22 protein-coding genes are annotated in these 20,868 nt (G+C 65.4%); 15 read left to right on the top strand and 7 right to left on the bottom strand.

What is annotated here, in order from left to right:
- Positions 1–25: 25 nt before the first annotated feature.
- From AB0L58_RS08690 to AB0L58_RS08675, 4 genes are all read right to left on the bottom strand, one after another.
- Positions 26–1,396: a phosphomannomutase/phosphoglucomutase gene (locus AB0L58_RS08690; protein WP_364384487.1), complete on the bottom strand. Its 1,371-nt coding sequence runs from the start codon at positions 1,394–1,396 to the stop codon at positions 26–28.
- 61 nt (positions 1,397–1,457) lie between these two features.
- Positions 1,458–1,847: a DUF3499 domain-containing protein gene (locus AB0L58_RS08685; RefSeq protein WP_364383375.1), complete on the bottom strand. Its 390-nt coding sequence runs from the start codon at positions 1,845–1,847 to the stop codon at positions 1,458–1,460.
- A 97-nt stretch (positions 1,848–1,944) separates the two neighbouring features.
- Positions 1,945–2,424: a metallopeptidase family protein gene (locus tag AB0L58_RS08680; RefSeq protein WP_330249994.1), complete on the bottom strand. Its 480-nt coding sequence runs from the start codon at positions 2,422–2,424 to the stop codon at positions 1,945–1,947.
- Between the two features lie 199 nt (positions 2,425–2,623).
- Positions 2,624–2,857, bottom strand: a complete 234-nt coding sequence (locus tag AB0L58_RS08675; RefSeq protein ID WP_029901515.1) for a WhiB family transcriptional regulator — start codon at positions 2,855–2,857, stop codon at positions 2,624–2,626.
- A 528-nt stretch (positions 2,858–3,385) separates the two neighbouring features.
- Here AB0L58_RS08675 and cofD point away from each other — a divergent pair.
- The 15 genes from cofD to raiA all read left to right on the top strand — a co-directional run bounded on the left by cofD (position 3,386) and on the right by raiA (position 18,710).
- Positions 3,386–4,381, top strand: coding sequence for a 2-phospho-L-lactate transferase (cofD, locus tag AB0L58_RS08670; protein ID WP_364383372.1), 996 nt, complete (start codon positions 3,386–3,388; stop codon positions 4,379–4,381).
- The gene (locus tag AB0L58_RS08665; RefSeq protein ID WP_364383369.1) at positions 4,381–5,745 is read left to right on the top strand and encodes a coenzyme F420-0:L-glutamate ligase; all 1,365 of its coding nucleotides are present in this window, start codon (positions 4,381–4,383) and stop codon (positions 5,743–5,745) included. The genes cofD and AB0L58_RS08665 overlap by 1 nt, the downstream gene beginning before the upstream one ends.
- Positions 5,742–6,257, top strand: a complete 516-nt coding sequence (locus AB0L58_RS08660) for an NUDIX domain-containing protein (RefSeq protein ID WP_364383366.1) — start codon at positions 5,742–5,744, stop codon at positions 6,255–6,257. Before AB0L58_RS08665 ends, AB0L58_RS08660 begins: the two co-directional genes overlap by 4 nt.
- A gap of 234 nt (positions 6,258–6,491) precedes the next feature.
- Entirely contained in the window at positions 6,492–7,730 is a 1,239-nt protein-coding gene (locus AB0L58_RS08655) for an alkane 1-monooxygenase (RefSeq protein ID WP_364383363.1), read from the top strand.
- A gap of 2 nt (positions 7,731–7,732) precedes the next feature.
- Positions 7,733–7,906, top strand: coding sequence for a rubredoxin (locus AB0L58_RS08650; protein ID WP_364383360.1), 174 nt, complete (start codon positions 7,733–7,735; stop codon positions 7,904–7,906).
- A gap of 40 nt (positions 7,907–7,946) precedes the next feature.
- A complete protein-coding gene (locus tag AB0L58_RS08645) occupies positions 7,947–8,138 on the top strand; it encodes a rubredoxin (protein WP_364383357.1) in 192 nt (63 codons plus the stop codon).
- A 117-nt stretch (positions 8,139–8,255) separates the two neighbouring features.
- On the top strand, positions 8,256–8,876 hold the full coding sequence (locus AB0L58_RS08640; protein WP_364383354.1) for a TetR family transcriptional regulator: 621 nt from the start codon (positions 8,256–8,258) through the stop codon (positions 8,874–8,876).
- Positions 8,877–9,156: 280 nt separating this feature from the next.
- Positions 9,157–10,227 (top strand): alkane 1-monooxygenase, encoded by a 1,071-nt coding sequence (locus AB0L58_RS08635; protein ID WP_364383351.1) that lies wholly within the window; start codon positions 9,157–9,159, stop codon positions 10,225–10,227.
- Positions 10,228–10,296: 69 nt separating this feature from the next.
- Positions 10,297–11,781, top strand: coding sequence for an adenosylhomocysteinase (gene ahcY, locus AB0L58_RS08630; protein WP_364383348.1), 1,485 nt, complete (start codon positions 10,297–10,299; stop codon positions 11,779–11,781).
- A 100-nt stretch (positions 11,782–11,881) separates the two neighbouring features.
- Positions 11,882–12,529, top strand: coding sequence for a dTMP kinase (locus AB0L58_RS08625; RefSeq protein ID WP_364383345.1), 648 nt, complete (start codon positions 11,882–11,884; stop codon positions 12,527–12,529).
- Between the two features lie 69 nt (positions 12,530–12,598).
- Positions 12,599–13,285: an MtrAB system response regulator MtrA gene (gene mtrA, locus AB0L58_RS08620; protein ID WP_174555219.1), complete on the top strand. Its 687-nt coding sequence runs from the start codon at positions 12,599–12,601 to the stop codon at positions 13,283–13,285.
- Positions 13,286–13,323: 38 nt separating this feature from the next.
- Complete coding sequence (gene mtrB / locus AB0L58_RS08615; RefSeq protein WP_364384484.1) at positions 13,324–15,225, top strand: MtrAB system histidine kinase MtrB; 1,902 nt, start codon at positions 13,324–13,326, stop codon at positions 15,223–15,225.
- A 2-nt stretch (positions 15,226–15,227) separates the two neighbouring features.
- Entirely contained in the window at positions 15,228–17,045 is a 1,818-nt protein-coding gene (gene lpqB / locus AB0L58_RS08610; protein WP_364383342.1) for an MtrAB system accessory lipoprotein LpqB, read from the top strand.
- A 73-nt stretch (positions 17,046–17,118) separates the two neighbouring features.
- Positions 17,119–17,763: a ComF family protein gene (locus tag AB0L58_RS08605; protein WP_364383338.1), complete on the top strand. Its 645-nt coding sequence runs from the start codon at positions 17,119–17,121 to the stop codon at positions 17,761–17,763.
- Positions 17,764–18,026: 263 nt separating this feature from the next.
- Positions 18,027–18,710, top strand: a complete 684-nt coding sequence (gene raiA, locus AB0L58_RS08600) for a ribosome-associated translation inhibitor RaiA (protein WP_364384481.1) — start codon at positions 18,027–18,029, stop codon at positions 18,708–18,710.
- Positions 18,711–18,871: 161 nt separating this feature from the next.
- Here the strand turns inward: raiA and AB0L58_RS08595 are convergent, their stop codons facing one another.
- From AB0L58_RS08595 to AB0L58_RS08585, 3 genes are all read right to left on the bottom strand, one after another.
- Positions 18,872–19,390, bottom strand: a complete 519-nt coding sequence (locus AB0L58_RS08595) for a hypothetical protein (protein WP_364383335.1) — start codon at positions 19,388–19,390, stop codon at positions 18,872–18,874.
- Positions 19,391–19,525: 135 nt separating this feature from the next.
- Positions 19,526–19,948 (bottom strand): hypothetical protein, encoded by a 423-nt coding sequence (locus AB0L58_RS08590; RefSeq protein WP_364383332.1) that lies wholly within the window; start codon positions 19,946–19,948, stop codon positions 19,526–19,528.
- A gap of 11 nt (positions 19,949–19,959) precedes the next feature.
- Positions 19,960–20,658: a helix-turn-helix transcriptional regulator gene (locus AB0L58_RS08585; RefSeq protein ID WP_364383330.1), complete on the bottom strand. Its 699-nt coding sequence runs from the start codon at positions 20,656–20,658 to the stop codon at positions 19,960–19,962.
- Positions 20,659–20,868: the final 210 nt, after the last annotated feature.

The raw sequence follows: 20,868 nt of genomic DNA, 5'->3' as shown, positions 1-20,868 counted from the left end.
ATCCGCCCTGGTTTCACTATCCCAGTCAGGAGCGGACGATGCTCAGAATCTCGGTCACGAGTGCGTCTACTTCCTCCGTCGACCTGGCCTCGACGTTCAGCCGCAGCAACGGTTCGGTATTCGACGCGCGCAGATTGAACCAGGCGTCGTCGGCGAGCTGGACGGTGACCCCGTCCAACCGGTCAACCGATTTGGCCCGATCCTCGAATGCGTCAACTACAGCCATCGTCCGCTCCTCCGCGTCCGCCACTGTCGAGTTGATCTCTCCGGACGCCGCATATGTTTCGTACGACGACATGAACTCCGAAATCGGCCGGTCCTTCTCACCGAGCGCCGCGAGCACGTGGAGGGCCGCGAGCATACCGGAATCGGCGCCCCAGAAGTCACGGAAGTAGTAGTGCGCGGAATGCTCACCGCCGAATACCGCGCCGGTGGCCGCCATCTCCTGCTTGATGAACGAGTGCCCGACCCGGGTGCGCACCGGCGTGCCGCCGAGTTCGTGCACGAGTTCGGGCACCGCGTGCGAGGTGATCAGGTTGTGGATGATGACCGCGCCCGGCTCCTTGGCCAGCTCACGCTCGGCGACCAGCGCGGTGATCGCCGATGGCGAAATCGGATCGCCGTTCTCGTCCACCACGAAGCAGCGGTCGGCGTCGCCATCGAAGGCCAGTCCGATGTCGGCGCCGGACTTGCGAACCAGATCCTGCAGATCGACCAGATTCTTCGGATCGAGTGGATTGGCCTCGTGATTCGGGAACGAGCCGTCCAGCTCGAAGTAGAGCGGCACCAGGGTCAGCTGCGGCACGGTGCCGAGCACCTCGGGCACGGTGTGCCCGCCCATGCCGTTGCCCGCGTCCACCGCGATCGTGAGTGGGCGGACATTGTCGAGATCGACGAGCCCGCGCAGGAACTTCGCGTAGTCGGCGAGCAGATCGATCTTCGTGGCGCCGCCCGGCGTTCCGTCGTAGCCGGGTACCCCGTTGATCACCTCGTCCTTGATGGTCGCCAGGCCGGTGTCCTGACCCACCGGAAGCGCCTTCGCGCGGCACAGCTTGATGCCGTTGTAGCGGGCCGGATTGTGGCTGGCGGTGAACATCGCGCCGGGGCAGTCGAGATGGCCGGAGGCGAAGTAGAGCTGATCGGTCGAGGCGAGTCCGATGTGCACCACATCGAGGCCCTGGCCGAGTGCGCCGTCGGCGAAGGCGGCGGCCAGCGCCGGGGAGGACTCACGCATATCGTGTCCGATAACCACGCGGGTCGCGCCCTCGGCGCGCATCAACCGCGCGAACGCGGCACCCACATCCTTGACGAATTCTCCGTCGATCTGTTCACCGACGACCCCGCGAACGTCATAAGCCTTGATCACCGCGTTCACGAATTCGGCAGAGCGGGCCACTGTCATGGTGACCACCCTAGTGGCTCGCACCGACGCCCCTGACACGGTCCCGTCCCGACTGCTAGCTGGGCGGGTCCGGAAGGACTCGAAGGTGTCCGCGCCGGCCGGTGCGGGTGGCGCGCGGTGCTGGCGGGGCGTAATCGGAATAGCCACGCTGGTCGTGCTCCGCGGGTCGGCGGCGCAGGCCGGCCTCGCGGACCGCTTCGGCCAATGCCGTCAGATCATCGTCATCCGGTGTGCTGGAAGAGAATCCGCCTTCGTGGCGAACCATTTCCCAACCCTTTGGTGCGGTGATGCGGGAAGCATGTGTTTCACACAGATCCCAGGAATGCGGCTCGGCCACCGTCGCCAGTGGCCCGACCACCGCGGTCGAATCGGAGTACACGTAGGTGAGCGTCGCAACAGCGGGATTCTTGCAACCTGGTCGGCAGCAACGACGCATGGGGATCACGCCGATGAGAGTAACGCGCTCGACGTTCCGATGTGCTCAGACACGCTAAGGATTGGGCGATTTCGGGCGAGTTCACCGGCGCTCGGCGGTGTGTTCGTCAGGCGCCTTCGGGATCGATGAGGTCCGGATCGACGCCGAGATAGGTGGCGATCTGTTGGACGAGGACCTCGCGCAGTAGATCGACCAGATCGTCGGGATCGCCCGCGCGAAGTTCGAGTGGCTTGCGGAACAACACAACTCGGGCGCGGGTGGCCACTCCGTGCCGGTCCACTCCAGCCGGAATGAGTCGCGAAAGCGGCACCGGTCCGTCGGCCACCACCTCATCCGGCCAGGTGACCGAATCCGGGTGCAGCGGACGAATTTTCGGCACATCGTCGACTGCGATATCGAGCTTGGTCAGTCGATCGTGCCACCGGGTGTCCAGGGGTGCGAAGGCTTCGAGGACCAGCCGGTCGAACTGCTGCCCCCTGGTGCGCCAGGCCGGCACCGTCGGTGGGAGCATCGGCCCGCGCACCCCGCGCCCACGACGGATCACCGATCGTGCGGTCGGTGGACGACGATTACGTGAACGGGCCATGACTAAAACTTAGGCTAATCCGCTTCCCCGGACCTGCGGTGCCCCGCCGGGGTGCCGTATCCGCCGCATCGGCGGCCGATGGTCGGGTTCGGATCGACTTCTGGGCGTGCCCCCGGAGTTACCCATTTGCCAGCGAAATCAGGTGTCACCTCGGTGACTCGCCGTGTTCGAAGGCAACTCCGGGGCAGGCCCCAAGTCTCTAGCCGATGCCGCGCTTCAGGCGGCGCCGCTCTCGTTCGGAGAGGCCGCCCCAGATACCGAAGCGCTCATCGTGTGCGAGTGCGTATTCCAAGCACTCGTCGCGTACCTCGCAGCCCATGCAGATCCGTTTGGCCTCACGGGTCGAGCCGCCCTTCTCGGGGAAGAACGCCTCCGGATCGGTCTGTGCGCACAGGGCACGTTCCTGCCACTGCTCCTCGATCGATTCGAACATCTCGTCGAAGCCCGTCACGATCAAGCTGAGCCGGGGGGCTGTCACTCCGTCGGCCAGCTCGGGCCCGATCCGATCCGGTTCGATCCGACCGATCTCTGCGCAGACGCCACGTGCTGCGCCTGCTGTGGAATCGGTTTGCGATACGCCGCCCGGCATGCCCGAAGGGGCCAGCTCATTGGCCATCGCTCCGCCTCCTCACTGTGTGTTAGCGCAGATTGATTCTTTCCGTCGGACCAACACGCACACCGACGGCCGTACCCCGCGATGTTGTCCCGCGGACATCCCCGAGCTTGCCACCTCGGTGCGAACACTTGTTCGAAAAGCTGTCCGCGCCTTGAACTCTCGCGCGAACCCGAAATGACATGACTGTGATTAGACACGCCGAACGTGTCGATGGTCAAGCCGCCGTCGCAATTCCGTTACTATCCGCTACCGCTTTCCCGAGCTGATCTTGAACGTGGAATAGCAAATGAACAGCAAATACGGGGCGAACCGCGGCCGCTCGGGCAGCGCATAGGCTGTGTCGATGTGACTCCACAACAAGCGGACACCGCACCCGCAAGTGGGCCCAAGATCGCCGTCCTGGTGGGCGGGGTCGGCGGCGCGCGCTTCCTTCAGGGCGTCCGGGAACTACTGCCCGACGCGGACGTTTCCGCCATCGTCAACGTCGGTGACGACGTCTGGATGCACGGCCTCCGGATCTGCCCCGACCTCGATACCTGCATGTACACCCTTGGCGGTGGAATCGATACCGAACGCGGCTGGGGCCGGGTCGCCGAAACCTGGCACGCCAAGGAAGAACTGGCCAAATATCATGCCCGACCCGATTGGTTCGGTTTGGGGGATCGCGATATCGCGACACACTTGGTTCGGACCGAAATGTTGCGCGCCGGGTACCCGCTCTCTGCGGTCACCGAGGCGTTGTGCAACCGATGGCAGCCGGGCGTAAAACTCATCCCGGCTACCGACGATCGTTGCGAAACACATGTCGTTGTCAGTGACCCGGACAACCCTGGCGAACGTCGCGCGATCCATTTCCAAGAGTGGTGGGTTCGCTACCGTGCGGACATCGAGACGCACGGATTCGCCACAATTGGGGCCGATGACGCTAAACCGGCGCCAAATGTGACGCAGATCATATCCGAGGCCGACGCCGTGCTGCTGGCCCCCTCCAACCCGGTGGTGAGCATCGGCGCCATCCTCGCGGTGCCCGGCATTCGCGGCGCACTGCGCACCACCGAGGCGAAGGTGATCGGCATCTCCGGCGTGATCGACGGAAAACCGCTGCGCGGCATGGCCGATGAATGCCTTTCGGTGATCGGTGTGGAAACCACCGCCGAGGCGATCGGGCGCCACTACGGTGCGCGCTCGACCACCGGCATCCTGGACGGGTGGCTGATCCACAGCACCGATACCGCGGATGTGCCGGGTGTGGAAGTGCGCAGCGTGCCGCTGTTGATGACCGATCCGCCGACTACCGCCGAAATGGTGCGGGAGGCGCTCGACCTCGCCGGGGTGAAGTGATGACCACGCAAGAGCCATTGACGGGACAGGCCGATCACGCGGCGGGGGAGTTGCGCATCCTGCCGATCACCGGTCTGCCGGAATTCCGGCCCGGTGACGATCTCGCCGAACACATCGCCGCGGCGGCGCCCTGGCTGGCCGACGGGGACATCCTGGTCGTCACGAGCAAGATCGTCGCCAAGGCCGAGGGGCGCATCGTCGAAGCACCGCTGGATCCGGAGGAGCGCGATACCGCGCGCCGCGCGCTGGTGGAGCAGGAAGCGGTGCGCGTGCTCGCGCGTAAGGGCCGCACGCTCATCACCGAGAACAAGCTCGGCATCGTGCAGGCCGCCTCCGGAGTGGATGGATCCAATGTCGAGCAGGGCGAACTCGTCCTGCTGCCATCGGATCCGGATGCGAGCGCGAAGGCCTTGCGCACCGCGCTGTCCGAGCGACTCGAGGTGAATATCGCGGTAGTCATCACCGACACCATGGGGCGCGCCTGGCGCAACGGGCAGACCGATACCGCCATCGGCGCCTCCGGCTTGCGGGTGCTGCACGACTATGCGGGCGCGGTCGATGGGCAGGGCAATGAACTGCATGTCACCCAGGTGGCGGTGGCCGACGAATTGGCCGCGGCCGCGGATCTGGTGAAGGGCAAGCTCGGCGGCGTCCCCGTGGCGGTGGTGCGCGGGCTGCCGGTCACCGACGACGGCTCCTGCGCCGCGGACCTGCTGCGCGGTGGCATCGACGACCTGTTCTGGCTCGGTACGGCCGAGGCGATCCAGCGAGGACGCTCCGAGGCGCTGCTGCTGCGTCGCTCGATTCGTCAATTCGCCGATACCCCAGTCGATCCCGACCGTATCCGCGCCGCGGTGGCGAAGGCGCTCACCGCGCCCGCGCCGCATCACACCCGTCCGGTGCGTTTCGTCTGGGTCCGCAAACCCGCTCTGCGCGCCCAACTGTTGGATGCCATGGCCGAGAAGTGGCGGGTCGATCTCACCGCGGACGGCCTCGAGCCAGAGCGGGTGGCACGCCGGATCGCCCGCGGCCGCATCCTGCACGACGCGCCCGAGGTGATCATTCCGTTCTGCGTGCCCGACGGCGCACACGACTATCCGGACGAGCGGCGGCGCGGGAACGAGCGCACCATGTTCACCGTCGCGGTGGGGGCGGCGGTACAGGGCCTGCTCGTCGCACTGGCCAGCGAGGGCATCGGCAGTTGCTGGATCGGCTCGACCATCTTCGCCCCGGAGATCACCCGCGACGTCCTCGGCCTCGCCGACGACTGGAATCCCTTGGGCGCCATAGCGATCGGCCATCCACTCGAAGAACTCACGCCACGTCCGGTCTTCGGCCCCGGCCCCGGCCTGGTCGAACTGTGACCGCGAGTTCGCTGCACACCTCGGCCACGGGGTTGCTCGAGGCGTGGAAGCCGACGGGGATCGATGCCTCGCTGCGCGAGGCGATGCTGGCCTTCCTCGGAGCCGCGCCGCGCGGGTGTCTGCGCGAACATGCACCCGGGCACATCACAGCCTCGGCCGTTGTCTTCTCGCACGACGAGCGCCAGGTGCTGCTGACGCTGCATCCGCGGGTCGGCCGTTGGATCCAACTCGGCGGGCACTGCGAGGAGGGGGACGAGACGGTGGCCGACGCCGCCCTGCGCGAGGCGACCGAGGAGTCCGGCATAACGGACCTGCGCATGGATCCGGAACTTTACGGGGCGCAGGCCCATCCGATCACCTGTTCGCTCGGCCTCCCGACCCGCCACCTCGACCTGCTGTTCCGCATTGCCGCCCCGCCCGGTGCGGTCCCCGTCCGCAGCCACGAATCCACCGACCTGCGCTGGTGGCCCATCGATGCGCTGCCCGACAACGCCGACGTCCTGCTTCGCTGATCGACCGACTCGCGCACATCAGCGCACGATCGCCGCATCGCCCCGCATTCGAGGGATGGTGCGGCGATCGTCGTTTCGGCCCCGCCGCACTGCCGCGGGTGTCCGATTTGCCGTTTCCGCCAGACTTTACAAATTGATAAATTTGTATAGACAGAAGACAAGTTGATCTCTAATGTCCAGAGTGAGTGGTACTGCACATCACATGTGATGTGTCGCTTGAATGAGGAGACAACGATGTCAACGGAAACCCATGCGCCCGGTCGCCAGGCTGCGGCAACAGACTGGCGCGACCGCAAGCGATACCTGTGGCTTTGGGGACTGTTCGCGCCGACCGGCCTTTTCACCATCGGCCTTCCGCTGATCTGGGCGTTCAACGAATTCGGCTGGCACAGGCTGGCCCAGGTCCCGTTCTGGCTGGGCCCGGTGCTGGTCTACGTGGTGATCCCGCTGGCCGATATCTTCTTCGGCCCGGACGGCGACAATCCGCCCGACGAGGTGATGGAGTACCTGGAGAACGACAGGTACTACCGCTATCTCACCTACCTCTACCTGCCGTTCCAGTACGCGACGCTGGTGATGGGGTGCTACCTGATCACGGCCGACAACCTGAGCTGGCTCGGCGTCGACGGCGGACTGCACATCATCGACAAGATCGGCCTGGCCATCACCGTCGGCATGATCGGTGGCATCGGCATCAATACCGCGCACGAACTCGGCCACAAGAAGGTCGATCTGGAGCGCTGGCTCTCGCGCATCGCCCTGGCCCAGTCGTTCTACGGCCACTTCTATATCGAGCACAACCGCGGCCATCACGTGCGGGTCGCGACGCCCGAGGATCCCGCGAGTTCCCGTGTCGGGGAATCGTTCTGGGCCTTCTGGCCACGCACCGTGTGGGGCAGCTTGCGCTCGTCGTGGCGGCTGGAGCGGATCCGGCTGGATCGGCTCGGCAAGAAGTCCTGGAGTCTGCGCAACGAGGTGCTCAGCGCCTGGCTGATGTCGGTGGCGCTGTACGCGGTCCTGCTCGCGGTGTTCGGCATCGGTCTGCTGCCGTATCTGGTACTGCAGGCGATCGTCGGCTTCAGCCTGCTGGAGGCGGTGAACTACCTCGAGCACTACGGTCTGGTCCGCCAGCACACCGCATCCGGTCGGTACGAGCGGCCCGCTCCCGTGCACAGCTGGAACAGCGACCACATCGTCACGAATATCTTCCTGTACCACTTGCAGCGGCACAGTGATCACCACGCGTATCCGACCCGCCGCTATCAAACGCTGCGCAGTTGGGACGGTGCGCCGAATCTGCCGAGCGGCTACGCCAGCATGATTCTGCTCGCCTACTTCCCGCCGCTGTGGCGACGCGTGATGGATAAGCGGGTGCTCGCGCACTACGGCGGCGATATCACCCGCGCGAACATCCATCCGGCCAAGCGGGACAAGGTGATCGCGCGCTACGGTACGACCGCGTCGGAGGCGTGATCATGAGCAGGTTTCGTTGTCCCGTCTGCGATTACGTCTACGACGAGCTGAAAGGCGCACCACACGAAGGGTTTCCGGTGGGAACCGTGTGGGAAAAGATACCCGATGACTGGTGCTGTCCCGACTGTGGCGTCCGCGAGAAGATCGACTTCGAACCGATGGAGGTTCCCAAATGAGTGAAGCATCGCGAAGCGATTCGATGAGGGTGGTGGCCGGGTGACGGGTGGTCGTGAATACAAACTGTTTCAATGCATCCAGTGCGGCTTCGAATACGACGAGGCGAAGGGCTGGCCGGAGGACGGGATCGAGCCGGGCACCCGCTGGGACGACATCCCGGACGACTGGACCTGCCCGGACTGCGGCGCCGCCAAAGCCGACTTCTATATGGTCGAGATCGAACGGTCGTGAATTTTGACTGCGGCAACCACCCGTGACAACCTCGCGGGTATGCCGCGCAACGGACCCCCGCGGCGCGAGCGACGGTCCCGGAGGCGGGAGCCGAGCGTAACCACGGAGGACCCGGGAGTGACGCGAATCAGACCCAAGCTTTCCTATCAGGAGGCGGCGCGGGAACTTCTGCGCACCTCTGTCCTGGATTCGATGCGCGAGCTGCTCACCGAGCGGGACTGGTCCAAGATCACCCTCGGTGATGTGGCCACCCGCGCCGGTGTCAGCAGACAGACCCTCTACAACGAATTCGGTTCGCGCGCGGGGCTCGCGCAGTCCTATGCGCTGCGCCTGGCCGACGATCTGGTCGATCATGTCGGCTCCGCGATCGACGGCAATATCGGCGACGCGCGCGCCGCATTCGAAGAGGGGTTACGCGATTTCTTCCAGGCGGCCGCCGCCGACCCGCTGGTACAGTCGCTGGTCGCCGGTGAGGTGAAGCTGGATCTGTTGCGGCTCATCACCCTTGATGCCGAGCCGTTGCTCGAACATGCGACCGCACGGCTGTCCATCGCATTCGAGCACAGCTGGGTACAGGCGACCACCGCCGAATCCGATGTGCTGGCACAGGCTCTGGTGCGTATCGCGCTGAGCTACATCCCGACGCCGCCCGCGGCCGGCCGCAATGCGCCCGCCGAATTGAGTGCCGTCTTCAGTCCGTATGTCGAGGCGATTCTGGCCTCGCGCGAGCGGCACTGATGCCACCGCTGGGAAGTTGACGGTTTGCGATGTGTATGCCCAAATTATGACCACATGTGAGCGTGCTTGAAAACCAACTGCCAGGCATGTAACAGTTGTCGCTTTTTGGCGCCAAGCTGCTGTTGTAACGGCCGTAGGGCCTGTATGTATTGTCATGCGTCGGAGTTAGGGTTACTTATTTAGCGGGGCAAACGTGCAAGCGGTTGGCAAACCGGCGGGGTCGCCCGACCCCAAACGCCATCTGTGGGTCCTGGGACTGATCGCTCCTGCGATCGCATTGTTGCCGTCGCAGCTGGTCTTGCGCACCGGCTCCCCGGTCTTCTGGTGGATCGGACCGATCATCGTGCTGATCGTCATCCCCCTGCTGGATTGGGGCGTCGGTGTGGACGGCACCAATCCACGCGACGAGGATTACGAGCTGCTGTCCAACGATCGGTACTACCGGTGGTGTACCTACCTGTTCCTGCCGGTCCAGTTGATCGGCCTGATCGTCGCGGCCGCCATGTGGGCGGGCGACGAGCTGGCAGTGGTCGACAAACTCGGGCTGGCCGCGACTCTCGGGTTCGTCAGCGGTATCGGCATCAATGCGGCGCATGAACTCGGGCATCGGGTCGAACATCTGGAGCGCTGGTTGGCCAAGATTTCGCTCGCGCAGTCCGGATATGGACACTTCTTCGTCGAGCACAATCGCGGCCATCACGCGCGCGTGGCGACACCGGAGGATCCGGCCAGTGCCAGGATGGGTGAATCGCTCTGGGAGTTCTTGCCGCGCAGCATTTCCGGCGGTTACCGCTCCGCGATGCGGCTCGAGCGCGAGCGGCTCGCCCGCAAGGGCAAACGCTGGTTCTGCGTGGAAAACCACATCCTGCAGGCGTGGGCGATGAGCGGGGTGCTGTTCGGCACGCTGCTCGCGATATTCGGCTGGCGCGTGCTGCCGTATCTGGCGCTGCAGGCGGTGATCGGCGTCATGCTGCTGGAGACGGTGAACTACATCGAGCACTACGGACTGCTGCGGGCCCGCCGACCCAATGGCATGTACGTGCGCTGCTCGCCGCGCGACAGCTGGAACAGCGACCATCTGGTCACCAACATCTTCCTGTTCCATCTGCAGCGGCACAGCGATCACCACGCGAATCCCGGGCGCCGGTACCAGACCCTGCGCAGTTCGATGCAGGCGCCGCAGTTGCCTGCGGGCTATCTCTCCATGATCGTGTTCGCGGCCATTCCGCCGCTGTGGCGGCACATCATGGATCACCGCGTACTGGCCCATTACGGCGGCGATATCACCCTCGCGAATATCCAGCCGCGTAAGCGACGTCGGATCCTGATGTCCTATGGCGTGACCGCGTAATCCGTCGGGGGCGCTCAGCGGTTAGCCTTAACCCGGTACTGACGAACCAGGAGAGGCTGATAGAGGCAGATGACGACCTCAGAACTTCCCGCACGCACGTCCCTGACCGCCGATGTCCGCAACGGCATCGAATACAAGGTGGCGGACCTGTCGCTGGCCGAATTCGGTCGCAAGGAGATCCGCCTCGCCGAGCACGAGATGCCGGGTCTGATGGCGTTGCGCCGCGAGTACGCGGAGGTGCTGCCGCTGAAGGGTGCGCGCATCTCCGGTTCGCTGCATATGACAATCCAGACCGCCGTGCTGATCGAGACGCTGACCGCGCTGGGCGCCGAGGTCCGCTGGGCCTCGTGCAATATCTTCTCCACCCAGGACCACGCCGCCGCGGCGGTCGTCGTCGGACCGCACGGCACCGTCGACGAACCCAAGGGCACCCCGGTCTTCGCCTGGAAGGGCGAGACCCTGGAGGAGTACTGGTGGGCCGCCGAACAGATGCTGACCTGGCCGGGCCAACCGGCCAATATGATCCTCGACGACGGCGGCGACGCCACCATGCTGGTGCTGCGCGGCGCGCAGTTCGAGAAGGCGGGGCTGGTACCGCCGGAGGACGAGGACCACTCGGCGGAGTACAAGGTCTTCCTGAACCTGCTGCGCGAGCGCTTCGAAACCGATAAGACCAAGTGGGGCGCGATCGCCGCATCGGTGCAGGGCGTCACCGAAGAGACCACCACCGGCGTGCTGCGGCTCTACCAGTTCGCCGCGGCGGGTGAGTTGGTGTTCCCGGCGATCAATGTCAACGACTCGGTCACCAAGTCCAAGTTCGACAACAAGTACGGCACCCGCCACTCGCTCATCGACGGAATCAACCGGGGCACGGATGTTTTGATCGGTGGCAAGAAGGTACTGATCTGCGGCTACGGCGACGTCGGCAAGGGCTGCGCGGAATCGCTTGCGGGACAGGGCGCCCGGGTGCAGGTCACCGAGATCGATCCGATCAACGCGCTGCAGGCGCTGATGGACGGCTACGACGTCGTCACCGTCGAGCAGGCGATCGACCAGGCCGATATCGTCATCACCTCGACCGGCAACAAGGACATCATCACCCTCGACCATATGAAGGCGATGAAGGACCAGGCCATCCTCGGCAATATCGGTCACTTCGACAACGAGATCGATATGGCGGCACTGGAGCGTTCCGGCGCAACGAAATTGAATATCAAGCCGCAGGTCGACCTGTGGACGTTCAAGGAGTCCGGCAAGTCCATCATCGTGCTGTCCGAGGGACGCCTGCTGAATCTCGGCAATGCGACCGGACATCCGTCGTTCGTGATGTCGAACAGCTTCTCCAATCAGGTGATCGCGCAGATCGAACTGTGGACGAAGCCGGACGAGTACGACAACGAGGTCTACCGGCTGCCCAAGCATCTGGACGAGAAGGTCGCGCGCATCCATGTCGAGGCGCTCGGCGGCACGCTGACCAAGCTCACCAAGGACCAGGCCGAATACATCGGCGTCGACGTCGAGGGCCCGTACAAGCCCGAGCACTACCGCTACTGAGCCGCCGCCGGTAGCGCGGAAAGACCTGTGCCCCGTCGACCGAGTCCGGTCGGCGGGGCGCTGTCGTTCGGTGTCGTGCCCTGGCGGTAGCCTGCTCGCCATGGGTGGCTTGATTGCGGTCGAGGGCCTCGACGGCGCGGGGAAGCGGACGCTGATCGACAGTGTCATCGCGAACCTGCGCGCGCGGGGTCTGCGTGCGGAAACACTTGCTTTTCCGCGCTATGACCGGTCCATCCACGCGGATCTCGCGGCCGAGGCATTGCGGGGCGCGCATGGCGATCTCGCCGATTCGGTACACGGTATGGCGCTGATGTTCGCACTCGATCGGGCCGCGGCGCGTGATGACCTGTCGAAGTTGTTGGCCGACAACGACATCGTGATTCTGGACCGCTACGTGGCCTCCAATGCCGCGTATTCGGCTGCGCGCCTGCATCAGTCGGCGGACGGCGAAATCGTGCGCTGGGTGGGCGAATTGGAGTTCGGCCGATTCGAGTTGCCGGTGCCGACGCTGCAGCTGTTGCTGGACGTGCCGACCGAGGTCGCCGCCGAGCGTGCCCGGCTGCGTGGCGAACTCGACGACACTCGTGCGCTCGATGCCTACGAGCGCGATGGCGGACTACAGCGGCGCACCGGTGAGGTGTACCGTGAGCTGGCCGAACGGGACTGGTACGGGCCGTGGTCGAGATACCGATCCGGTGACGATCCGGCGACGCTCACCACTCGTTTGGTCGAAATTGTTGCTGGATAAGGTTGGATGTGCGGCGGGATTGCACCAGTGTTGGCGTGGCGGCCCGTTCCGAGCGCGAGAGATGACAACATAGTACTTATGAAGCCGAAGATTCTGGTCGTCGACGACGATATGGCACTCGCTGAGATGCTGACGATCGTCTTGCGCGGGGAAGGGTTCGACCCGCATGTGGTCGGCGACGGCACGCAGGCACTAGCGGCGGTTCGGGAGATCCGTCCCGATCTGGTGCTGCTCGACCTGATGCTGCCCGGTATGAACGGTATCGACGTGTGCCGGGTGCTGCGGGCCGACTCCGGAGTTCCGATCGTGATGCTCACGGCGAAGACCGATACGGTCGACGTCGTGCTCGGTCTGGAGTCCGGTGCCGACGATTACATCGTCAAACCCTTCAAGCCGAAGGAACTCGTCGCGCGGGTGCGTGCCCGCCTGCGCCGTACCGAGGAAGAGCCGGCCGAACTGCTCTCCATCGCCGATATCGTCATCGATGTGCCCGCGCACAAGGTGACCCGCGGTGGTGCACAGATCTCGCTGACGCCGCTGGAGTTCGATCTGCTCGTCGCGCTGGCGCGCAAGCCGCGCCAGGTCTTCACCCGTGAAGTACTGCTCGAGCAGGTCTGGGGCTACCGGCACGCCGCCGACACCCGTCTGGTGAACGTGCACGTGCAGCGGTTGCGCGCCAAGGTCGAGAAGGATCCGGAGAATCCGGAGATCGTGCTGACCGTCCGCGGTGTGGGCTACAAGGCCGGACCCCCGTGATCGGAGGCGACGCGGATCGTTCGACCGCCTCGCCCGGTGTGGTACAGCGTCTCGAACGATCCCTCGCGCCGGTGGTCGCCTGGCTGAAGGAAGTCGGCAGCGCACTCGGCCATGTTTGGCGGCGTTCGCTGCAATTGCGCGTCATCGTGTCCACACTCACCCTGTCGCTGATCGTCATCACGATCCTCGGCGTGGTGCTGACCAGTCAGATCACCGATCGATTGATCGACGCGAAGATCAACGGTGCGGTCGAGGAGATGGATCGCGCCCGCAATACGGTGGAGAGCCAGCTTGCCGGTGTGCACGATATCGGCACCCAGCAGCAGCGGCTGATCGATGCGCGCAATGCGCTGTCCAACCGCGGTGGGACCGGCCAATCCACCGGTGTGGCAGGCAGTTTCGATTCGGCGCTGAGCATTGTCGGCGGTACGCCACAGCAGCAGATCTCGACCGGGCCGATCCAGGAGGTACCCGAGGAACTGCGCCGCTTCGTCGCGCGCAACCAGGTCAGCTACCAGTTCGCCACGGTCGCGGACCCGGATGGCTATCACGGTCGGGCGCTGATCATCGGCAGCCCCAGCGCGGAGATCCCGACGTTGCAGATCTATCTGATCTTCCCGCTGACCAATGAGGAGCGCAGCCTGGCGCTGATGCGCGGCACCATGCTGATCGGCGGCATCGTGCTGCTGGTGCTGTTGGCCGCGATCACCGCACTGGTCACCCGGCAGGTGGTGCTGCCGATCCGCTCGGCCGCGCGGATCGCGGGCCGTTTCGCCGACGGCAGGCTCAAGGAACGCATGCTGGTGCGCGGTGAGGACGATATGGCCCGGCTCGCCCAGGCATTCAATGAGATGGCCGAAAGTCTGTCCAACCAGATCAACGAGTTGGCGGAGTTCGGAAATCTGCAGCGCCGCTTCACCTCCGATGTCAGCCACGAACTGCGCACCCCGCTGACCACCGTTCGCATGGCCGCCGACCTGATCCACGGCAGCAGCGACGATCTCGATCCGGCGCTGGCCCGCAGCTCCGAATTGCTGGTCACCGAACTCGACCGCTTCGAGGGTCTGCTCAACGATCTGCTCGAGATCAGCCGCCACGACGCCGGTGTTGCCGAACTGCAGGTCGAATCACTCGATGTGCGGATGTGTGCGCGGGCGGCGATATCGACGGTACGACATCTGGCCAAGGAAACCGGTGTCGAGGTGATCATCGATATGCCGGACGAGCCGCTGGTCGCCGAGGTCGATCCGCGACGGGTGGAGCGGGTGCTGCGCAATCTGCTGGCCAATGCGATCGACCACAGCGAGGGCAAGCCGGTGCTGATCCGGATGCGCGGCGATCTGGAGGCCAACGCGGTCGCGGTCCTCGTGCGCGATCAGGGGGTCGGCCTGCGGCCCGGTGAGGAGAAGTTGGTCTTCAACCGGTTCTGGCGCTCGGATCCGTCCCGGATGCGGCGCTCCGGCGGCACCGGACTCGGTCTGTCGATCAGCGTCGAGGACGCCAATCTGCACGAGGGCAAGCTCGAAGCGTGGGGCGAGATCGGTATCGGCGCGAGCTTCCGGCTCACCCTGCCGCTGGTGCGTGGCAAGAAGATGGGTGTGAGTCCGCTGCCGCTGGAACCGGTGCTGCGCAAGGCATTGCCCGCGCCACAGGTGGATCCGGAACCGGCCGAGTATGCGGCCGCCGATGAGGCGGACACCGAAGCAACGGTCACGGAGCTGTCCGTGATCCGCGTCGAGACGAACGGTGGTGCGGCTGCTTCGGGCGGAACCGGTGCGGCCGCCGAGGATACGGCGGACAGCGATGCGGTGGATGCGAACGACTCGAACGGCGTCGGTTCGACCAATGGCACGACACCGGAGGCCGAGGAAGCCGAATCCACCGAACCGAAGCAGGCCGGGCACAGCGTGCCGGGTGACGGCGGGGACGTACAGTCATGAGGATGCGTAGCTGGTATCCGAGGCGCAAATCGCTACGGCTGTCCGCCCTGAGTGCGGTTGCCGTGGCGGCGCTGTTGGTACTCACCGGATGCGCGAGCCTGCCGGAATCCTCCGCACCGCAGGCACTCGGCACCATCAACCGCCAGCCCACCTCCGACGGGCCGCCACCACCCATCGCCGGTCGTGACCCGGACCTGTTGTTGCGCGATTTCCTGCAGGCCACGGCCGATCCGGCGAACCGACATCTGGCCGCGCGGCAGTACATGACACAGTCCGCCGCGACGCAGTGGGACGACGCAGCCGGCACGCTGATCGTGGACAAGGCCGATACCCTGCGCGAATCGCGCTCGGGCGATAAGGCGACCTATGTGATCCGGGCGCACAAGGTCGGCGAACTGGCCGCCGACGGCGCCTATCGGGCCATCGACGCACCCTTGGAAAACAAGATCGAGATGACCAAGGTCGACGGCGAATGGCGCATCGATGAGCTGCCCGACGGCGTCGTGATGGAGCAGACCGCCTTCGCGAAGTCCTACCGTCGCTATGTCCTGTACTTCGTCGACCCGACGGGTACCACGCTCGTCCCCGATCTGCGCTGGATCTCGGTGGCCAAGAATCAGCTGACCCAGCGCCTGCTCGGCCTGCTGGCCGAGGGCACACAGCCCGCGCTCGCTCCGGTCGTGCGCAATGTGCTCGCACCACCGGTGACCGTGCGCGGACCGATCACCAAGCCGAACAACGACAACAACGATGTCGGTGTCGGGCTCGGCGGCGTCCGCATCGATTTCGCCGGTGCCTCCGGGTTGTCCCCGCGCGATAAGGAGCTGCTCGCCGGACAGGTGGTGCTCACGCTCGCGGGCGCGGAAATCCTCGGCCCGTACATGCTGCTCGCCGACGGTAAACCGTTCGACGATCGCTTCGCCGCCAACGGTTGGTCGGTCGCCGATGTCGAACAGCTGAGCCCGGCTGTCTATGCGCGTAACCAGGTCGGGCTGCACGCGCTGCGCAATGGCTCGCTGGTGCAGGTCACCGACAGCGGGATGATCACCCCGCCGGGCTACTTCGGCGCGGTGAACAATCTGCAGTCGGTCGGGCTCTCTCCGGACGGTCAGTTGGTGGCCGCGGTGGCCGATGCCGGACGTCCGCCACCGGAGCCGCCGCGCACGCTGATGGTCGGCAGCTACGGCGGCAACGCCTTCCCGGTCGCCGAGGGGTCGACCATCAGCCGACCGTCCTGGAATGCGGACGGCACCGCCGCCTGGGCCGTGATCGATGGCGAACGGGTCATCCGCGCGGTCAACGATCGAGCCACCGGAACCGTCTCGAGACAGGATGTGGACATCTCGGCGCTGACGGCCTCGGCCCAGGGAGCGGCGCTGCGACTGCCGATTACCGAGCTGCGGATCTCGCGTAGCGGTGTGCGTGCGGCGCTCATCGCCGACGGCAAGGTCTATGTGGCGATCGTCGAACGACATCCGGACGGCAAGTACGCGCTCACCTCACCGCTACAGCTGGCGCTCACACTCAGTACGCGGGCGGTGTCGTTGAGCTGGCTCACCGCGGACACCATCGTCATCGCGCGGGAAGGCAATGTCGATCCGCTGACGACTGTTGCGATCGACGGATCGCAGCCGACCCCGCAGATCAGCCAGAACCTCACCGCACCCGTTCGGGTGGTCAGTGCCTCGCCGGACGCGGAGTATGTGGGAGATTCACGCGCGGTGCTCCAACTCCAGTACAGCGATCAAACCGCCGACCGCTTCTGGCGCGAGGTGCCCGGCCTCAACGGCGACAACTCGGTCCCGGTACTCCCCGGCTGATCGTCGGCGCCGAAACGAATACCACGGCACCGATATTCGCGAATCTGTCGGTGGGTGGGCGCAGACTCGGGCGATGCGAACCCTGTTGGATCTGATCCTGGCCACCAGCTGTGCCGGATGCGGTGCGGTCGGGGTCGGCTGGTGTGCGGACTGTGCGACCTCCCTGGTTCGGCCGCCGATGCGAGTGCGCCCGCGTACCGATCCGGGGGTGCCCTGTTGGGCGCTTGCGTCATATGGGGGTCCGGCGCGGCGGGCGGTGCTGGCGGCGAAGGAGCACGGGCGTCGCGATCTGTCCGAGCCGCTGGGGCTGGCACTCGCCGATGGTCTGACCCGGCTGCGCGCGGCCGACCGGCCACTGGTATTGATTCCGGCGCCCAGTCGGCGGGTGGCCGCGCGCCGCCGCGGCGGGGATCCGGTGGTGCGCACGACGCGGGCGGCGGCGAGATGGCTACCGGATAGCCGGGTGATACCGATGTTGCGTATGTGGTGGGGTGTGCGCGATTCGGTGGGCTTGACAGTCGGTGAGCGGCAACACAATCTGCGCGGTCGGATTGTGGCGCGAGCTGGTATCGGAGCCGTGGCGGCAATCTCGGCGAATGCCGAGGTCGTACTGGTCGACGATGTGCTCACGACCGGTGCGACAGCCCGCGAATCGGTCTATGCGCTCGGTCGGGTCGGAGTGCCGGTACGTGCCGTGCTGGTGACGTGTTCGGCTTGACTCCGGGAAATTTGCGTGAACACTGGCGGACCGCCCGTTGGCGTACTAGCGTCGCGATCACACACCCGAACCGGGAGTTTGGAGGTGGCGCCTCGGACATCATGTGCCGAGAGATTGTCTATCGGCACGGCTCATCCCGCCGCACGCACGTTGGTCTGTGCGGCCATATCCGGGAGGTACGCGTGACGACTTCTTCACGACCTTCAGTGAAAGACGCCCTCGCTGTGAACGAAACACAGGCCTCGGTGCTGGATGACAGCGCCCTGGATGCGACAGAGCAATCCACAGCGGACCGACCTCGCGCGCCGCGCGGCGATGTCGTGGTGAAGGGCCGCAACGTGGAGGTTCCTGACCATTTCCGAATTTACGTCGCGGAGAAACTCTCCCGTCTCGAACGTTTCGACCCGTCGATATTTATCTTTGATGTGGAGTTGTTCCACGAACGCAATCGTCGTCAACGCAAGAGCTGCCAGCGCGTCGAGATCACCGCGCGCGGCAAGGGCCCCGTTGTCCGGGCGGAGGCATGTGCGGACAGCTTCTACGCTGCTCTCGAATCGGTGACCGCGAAGCTGGAGAGCCGATTGCGTCGGACGAAGGATCGCCGCCGCGTCCATTACGGGGACAAGACCCCGGTCTCGGTGGCCGAGGCGACCGCCGATCTGATCGATGAATCACTGTTCGCTCAGGCGAACGGGACTATCGCACATGAGCATCCCGAGGCCGATCGCGGTCGGTCCGGATCGGAATCTGCGGAGTATGCGGCCGGACCTGGCCATATCGTCCGAACCAAGGTCCATACCGCGACCCCGATGTCCGTCGACGACGCCCTCTACCAGATGGAACTCGTGGGCCACGACTTCTTCCTCTTCCAGGACAAAGAGACCGACCGACCGTCGGTCGTCTACCGTCGCCACGCATTCGACTACGGCCTGATCAGGCTCGCGTAGGACTCCTCCGCCTCCCCGCGCCTTTTGCCGGTCGTGGGTGCCCGCGACGTTACGTCGCGGGCTGGCCGGTGAAGTGCCGGTCGATTTCTGGGTGTACCCGACGAGTTACCCATGTTCGTCCGAGATCAGTCGTCACGTCGGCAAGCCCATAGCGAGGCCCCTCAGTGCCGCCGTTCGCGGAAAAAGGTTCTGTGCAGCAAGGAGTCTCGGCGCTGCGGGCGCATGGCCTGCAGCATGACCAGGTCGGCGAAGGTTTCGGCATCGCGTTCGCGGGCGGTTGCGTAATCGCTGCGCCCGAGTACATATGCGATGGACTCCGGGGAGATCGACGGGAGCAATTCCGCGAGGGCCGACATCGGCTGTGGTGCAGGGGTTTCGGTCGCCGATTCCGGTCCGTGACCGAGCAGCATATGGCCCAGTTCGTGGACGATGATGTGCTCGGCATGCCATTCGGTGGTATCGGCGCCGTAGACGATGATGTCGCTGTCGCGCTTGGCAATCCACAGACCGCTGCCGGTACCGCAGCCGGTGCCCGCGAGTAATGCGGTATCGACCGGTTGCAGGGTGATGGTGCGACCGCGATGGTCGGCGACGGCATCGAGGTACGCGGTCAGATTCCACGGGGACGGTATCGGTACGTCCCGGGATACCTCCCGGAACCGGTTCTCCATACCGGGCATTCGTCGGCAATCTCCTACAGCGCTGCGGTCCCGCCCCATGCAACCGACGATGCTACCGAGGATCCTGACCGGAGGTCCACGGGGCGCAGTCCCGCAGCGCCGGGGTCTTCCCCACAGTGTTCGGAAACTGCCGGTCTACGGTTGCTCGACCGGCTGATTCGTGCGGTGGACGAGCGCGGTGAGCGTGGCTGGATCGACATCGGATCCGCGCAGCGCGATGCTGGCGACATTGGCATCGCGCATGGTGGCAAGCAATTCGAGTTGCCGATCGATCGCGGCCGCCGCCGCGCCGGTGGTGGTCAGGTAGTCGGCGCTCACGCCGAAGCACTGTGCGATGGCGGTGAGTAGTTCGGATCCGACCGGCGCCGAATCGAATTCGCCGCGCCGCAGCCGGTCGAGCTGATCTTCCGGGACGGTGTGGCCCAATTGCGCGCCGACCTGTGCGGCCACCACGGCCGTCGTGCGCTCGGGCTCCGACCGCGGGTGCACGGTCGCGAATAGTCGATTCACCTTGTGGCTGAGCGTCAGTCGTGCTCGGCTCGTCACATCGTCGGTCATCTTACTGCCTTCTACTGCTTGCCGTTTCGAATCGGTGCCGCACCGGCCGCCAGCCAGCGTGCTCGGAAGCGGGCCTCGGTGCCGGCGTCCACATCCTCCGCGCGGCCGGCCAGCCAGCGGCGATAGCGGCGTTCCTCCAGGTCGGCGGGATCGCTGGACTCGGCGGGTACGTCGAGCAGATGGGAGAACGCCATCGCGACCAGCGGGTGCAGGGTTTTGCCTGGTCCGCCGTTGCGTTCCAGCATCGCGGTGGCGTAGCGCGCGGAGAGCCGGGAGACGACCCCGTTGAGATCCGAAATGGCCGACACCACATGCGGTTCGGTGGTCCGGCCGCGCTCGACCGCATCGTTGAGCCGACCGGCGGCGGCGAGCAGTCCGGTCAGGTCGGATAGTTCGAAGCGGATCGAATCGGGTCCGGAGACGATCGACTCGTCGGTACTCGGGGTGGGCGCCTCGACCTCACGCGCGGTCGGATCCCCGCCCGCGTAGGCGCGTGCCGCACTGCCGGGCAGCCAGCGCAGTGGTGCGTCGAGTTTGTTCAGGGTGTGTGTGCTGATGGTCGCATCGCCGTCTTCGATCTTGCGGATCGTCGGCGCCGAAGGCCCTCCCAGATCGCCGATCTGCATCTGGGTGAGGCCGAGTTCGTCCCGGCGCTCCTTGATGATTCGGCCGAAGCGCTTATGTCGCGACAGCTCCGAAGGGCTTTGCATAGTGAGCCTCATGCTAGAGCTCATCGGGGAAAAAGCCAACTTCATAGAAAATATTTGAAAAACCAATGGAAAGATTGCTACTGTTTGTTCGCGCCGAGCAGTGTCGAGTCGACCTTGCGGGTTCCGGGACGGGCAGGGGCGTTCGCCGGGACGGGCGCTCCGGTCTGTTGTGCAACGACGCGCGGCAGGCCGGGTCCGCGGTGTGGGGAC

Origin of the sequence: Nocardia sp. NPDC052112 (genome assembly GCF_040680135.1) — a bacterium.
Lineage (GTDB): Bacteria > Actinomycetota > Actinomycetes > Mycobacteriales > Mycobacteriaceae > Nocardia.
This window is presented reverse-complemented; position numbering and strand designations above follow the sequence as displayed.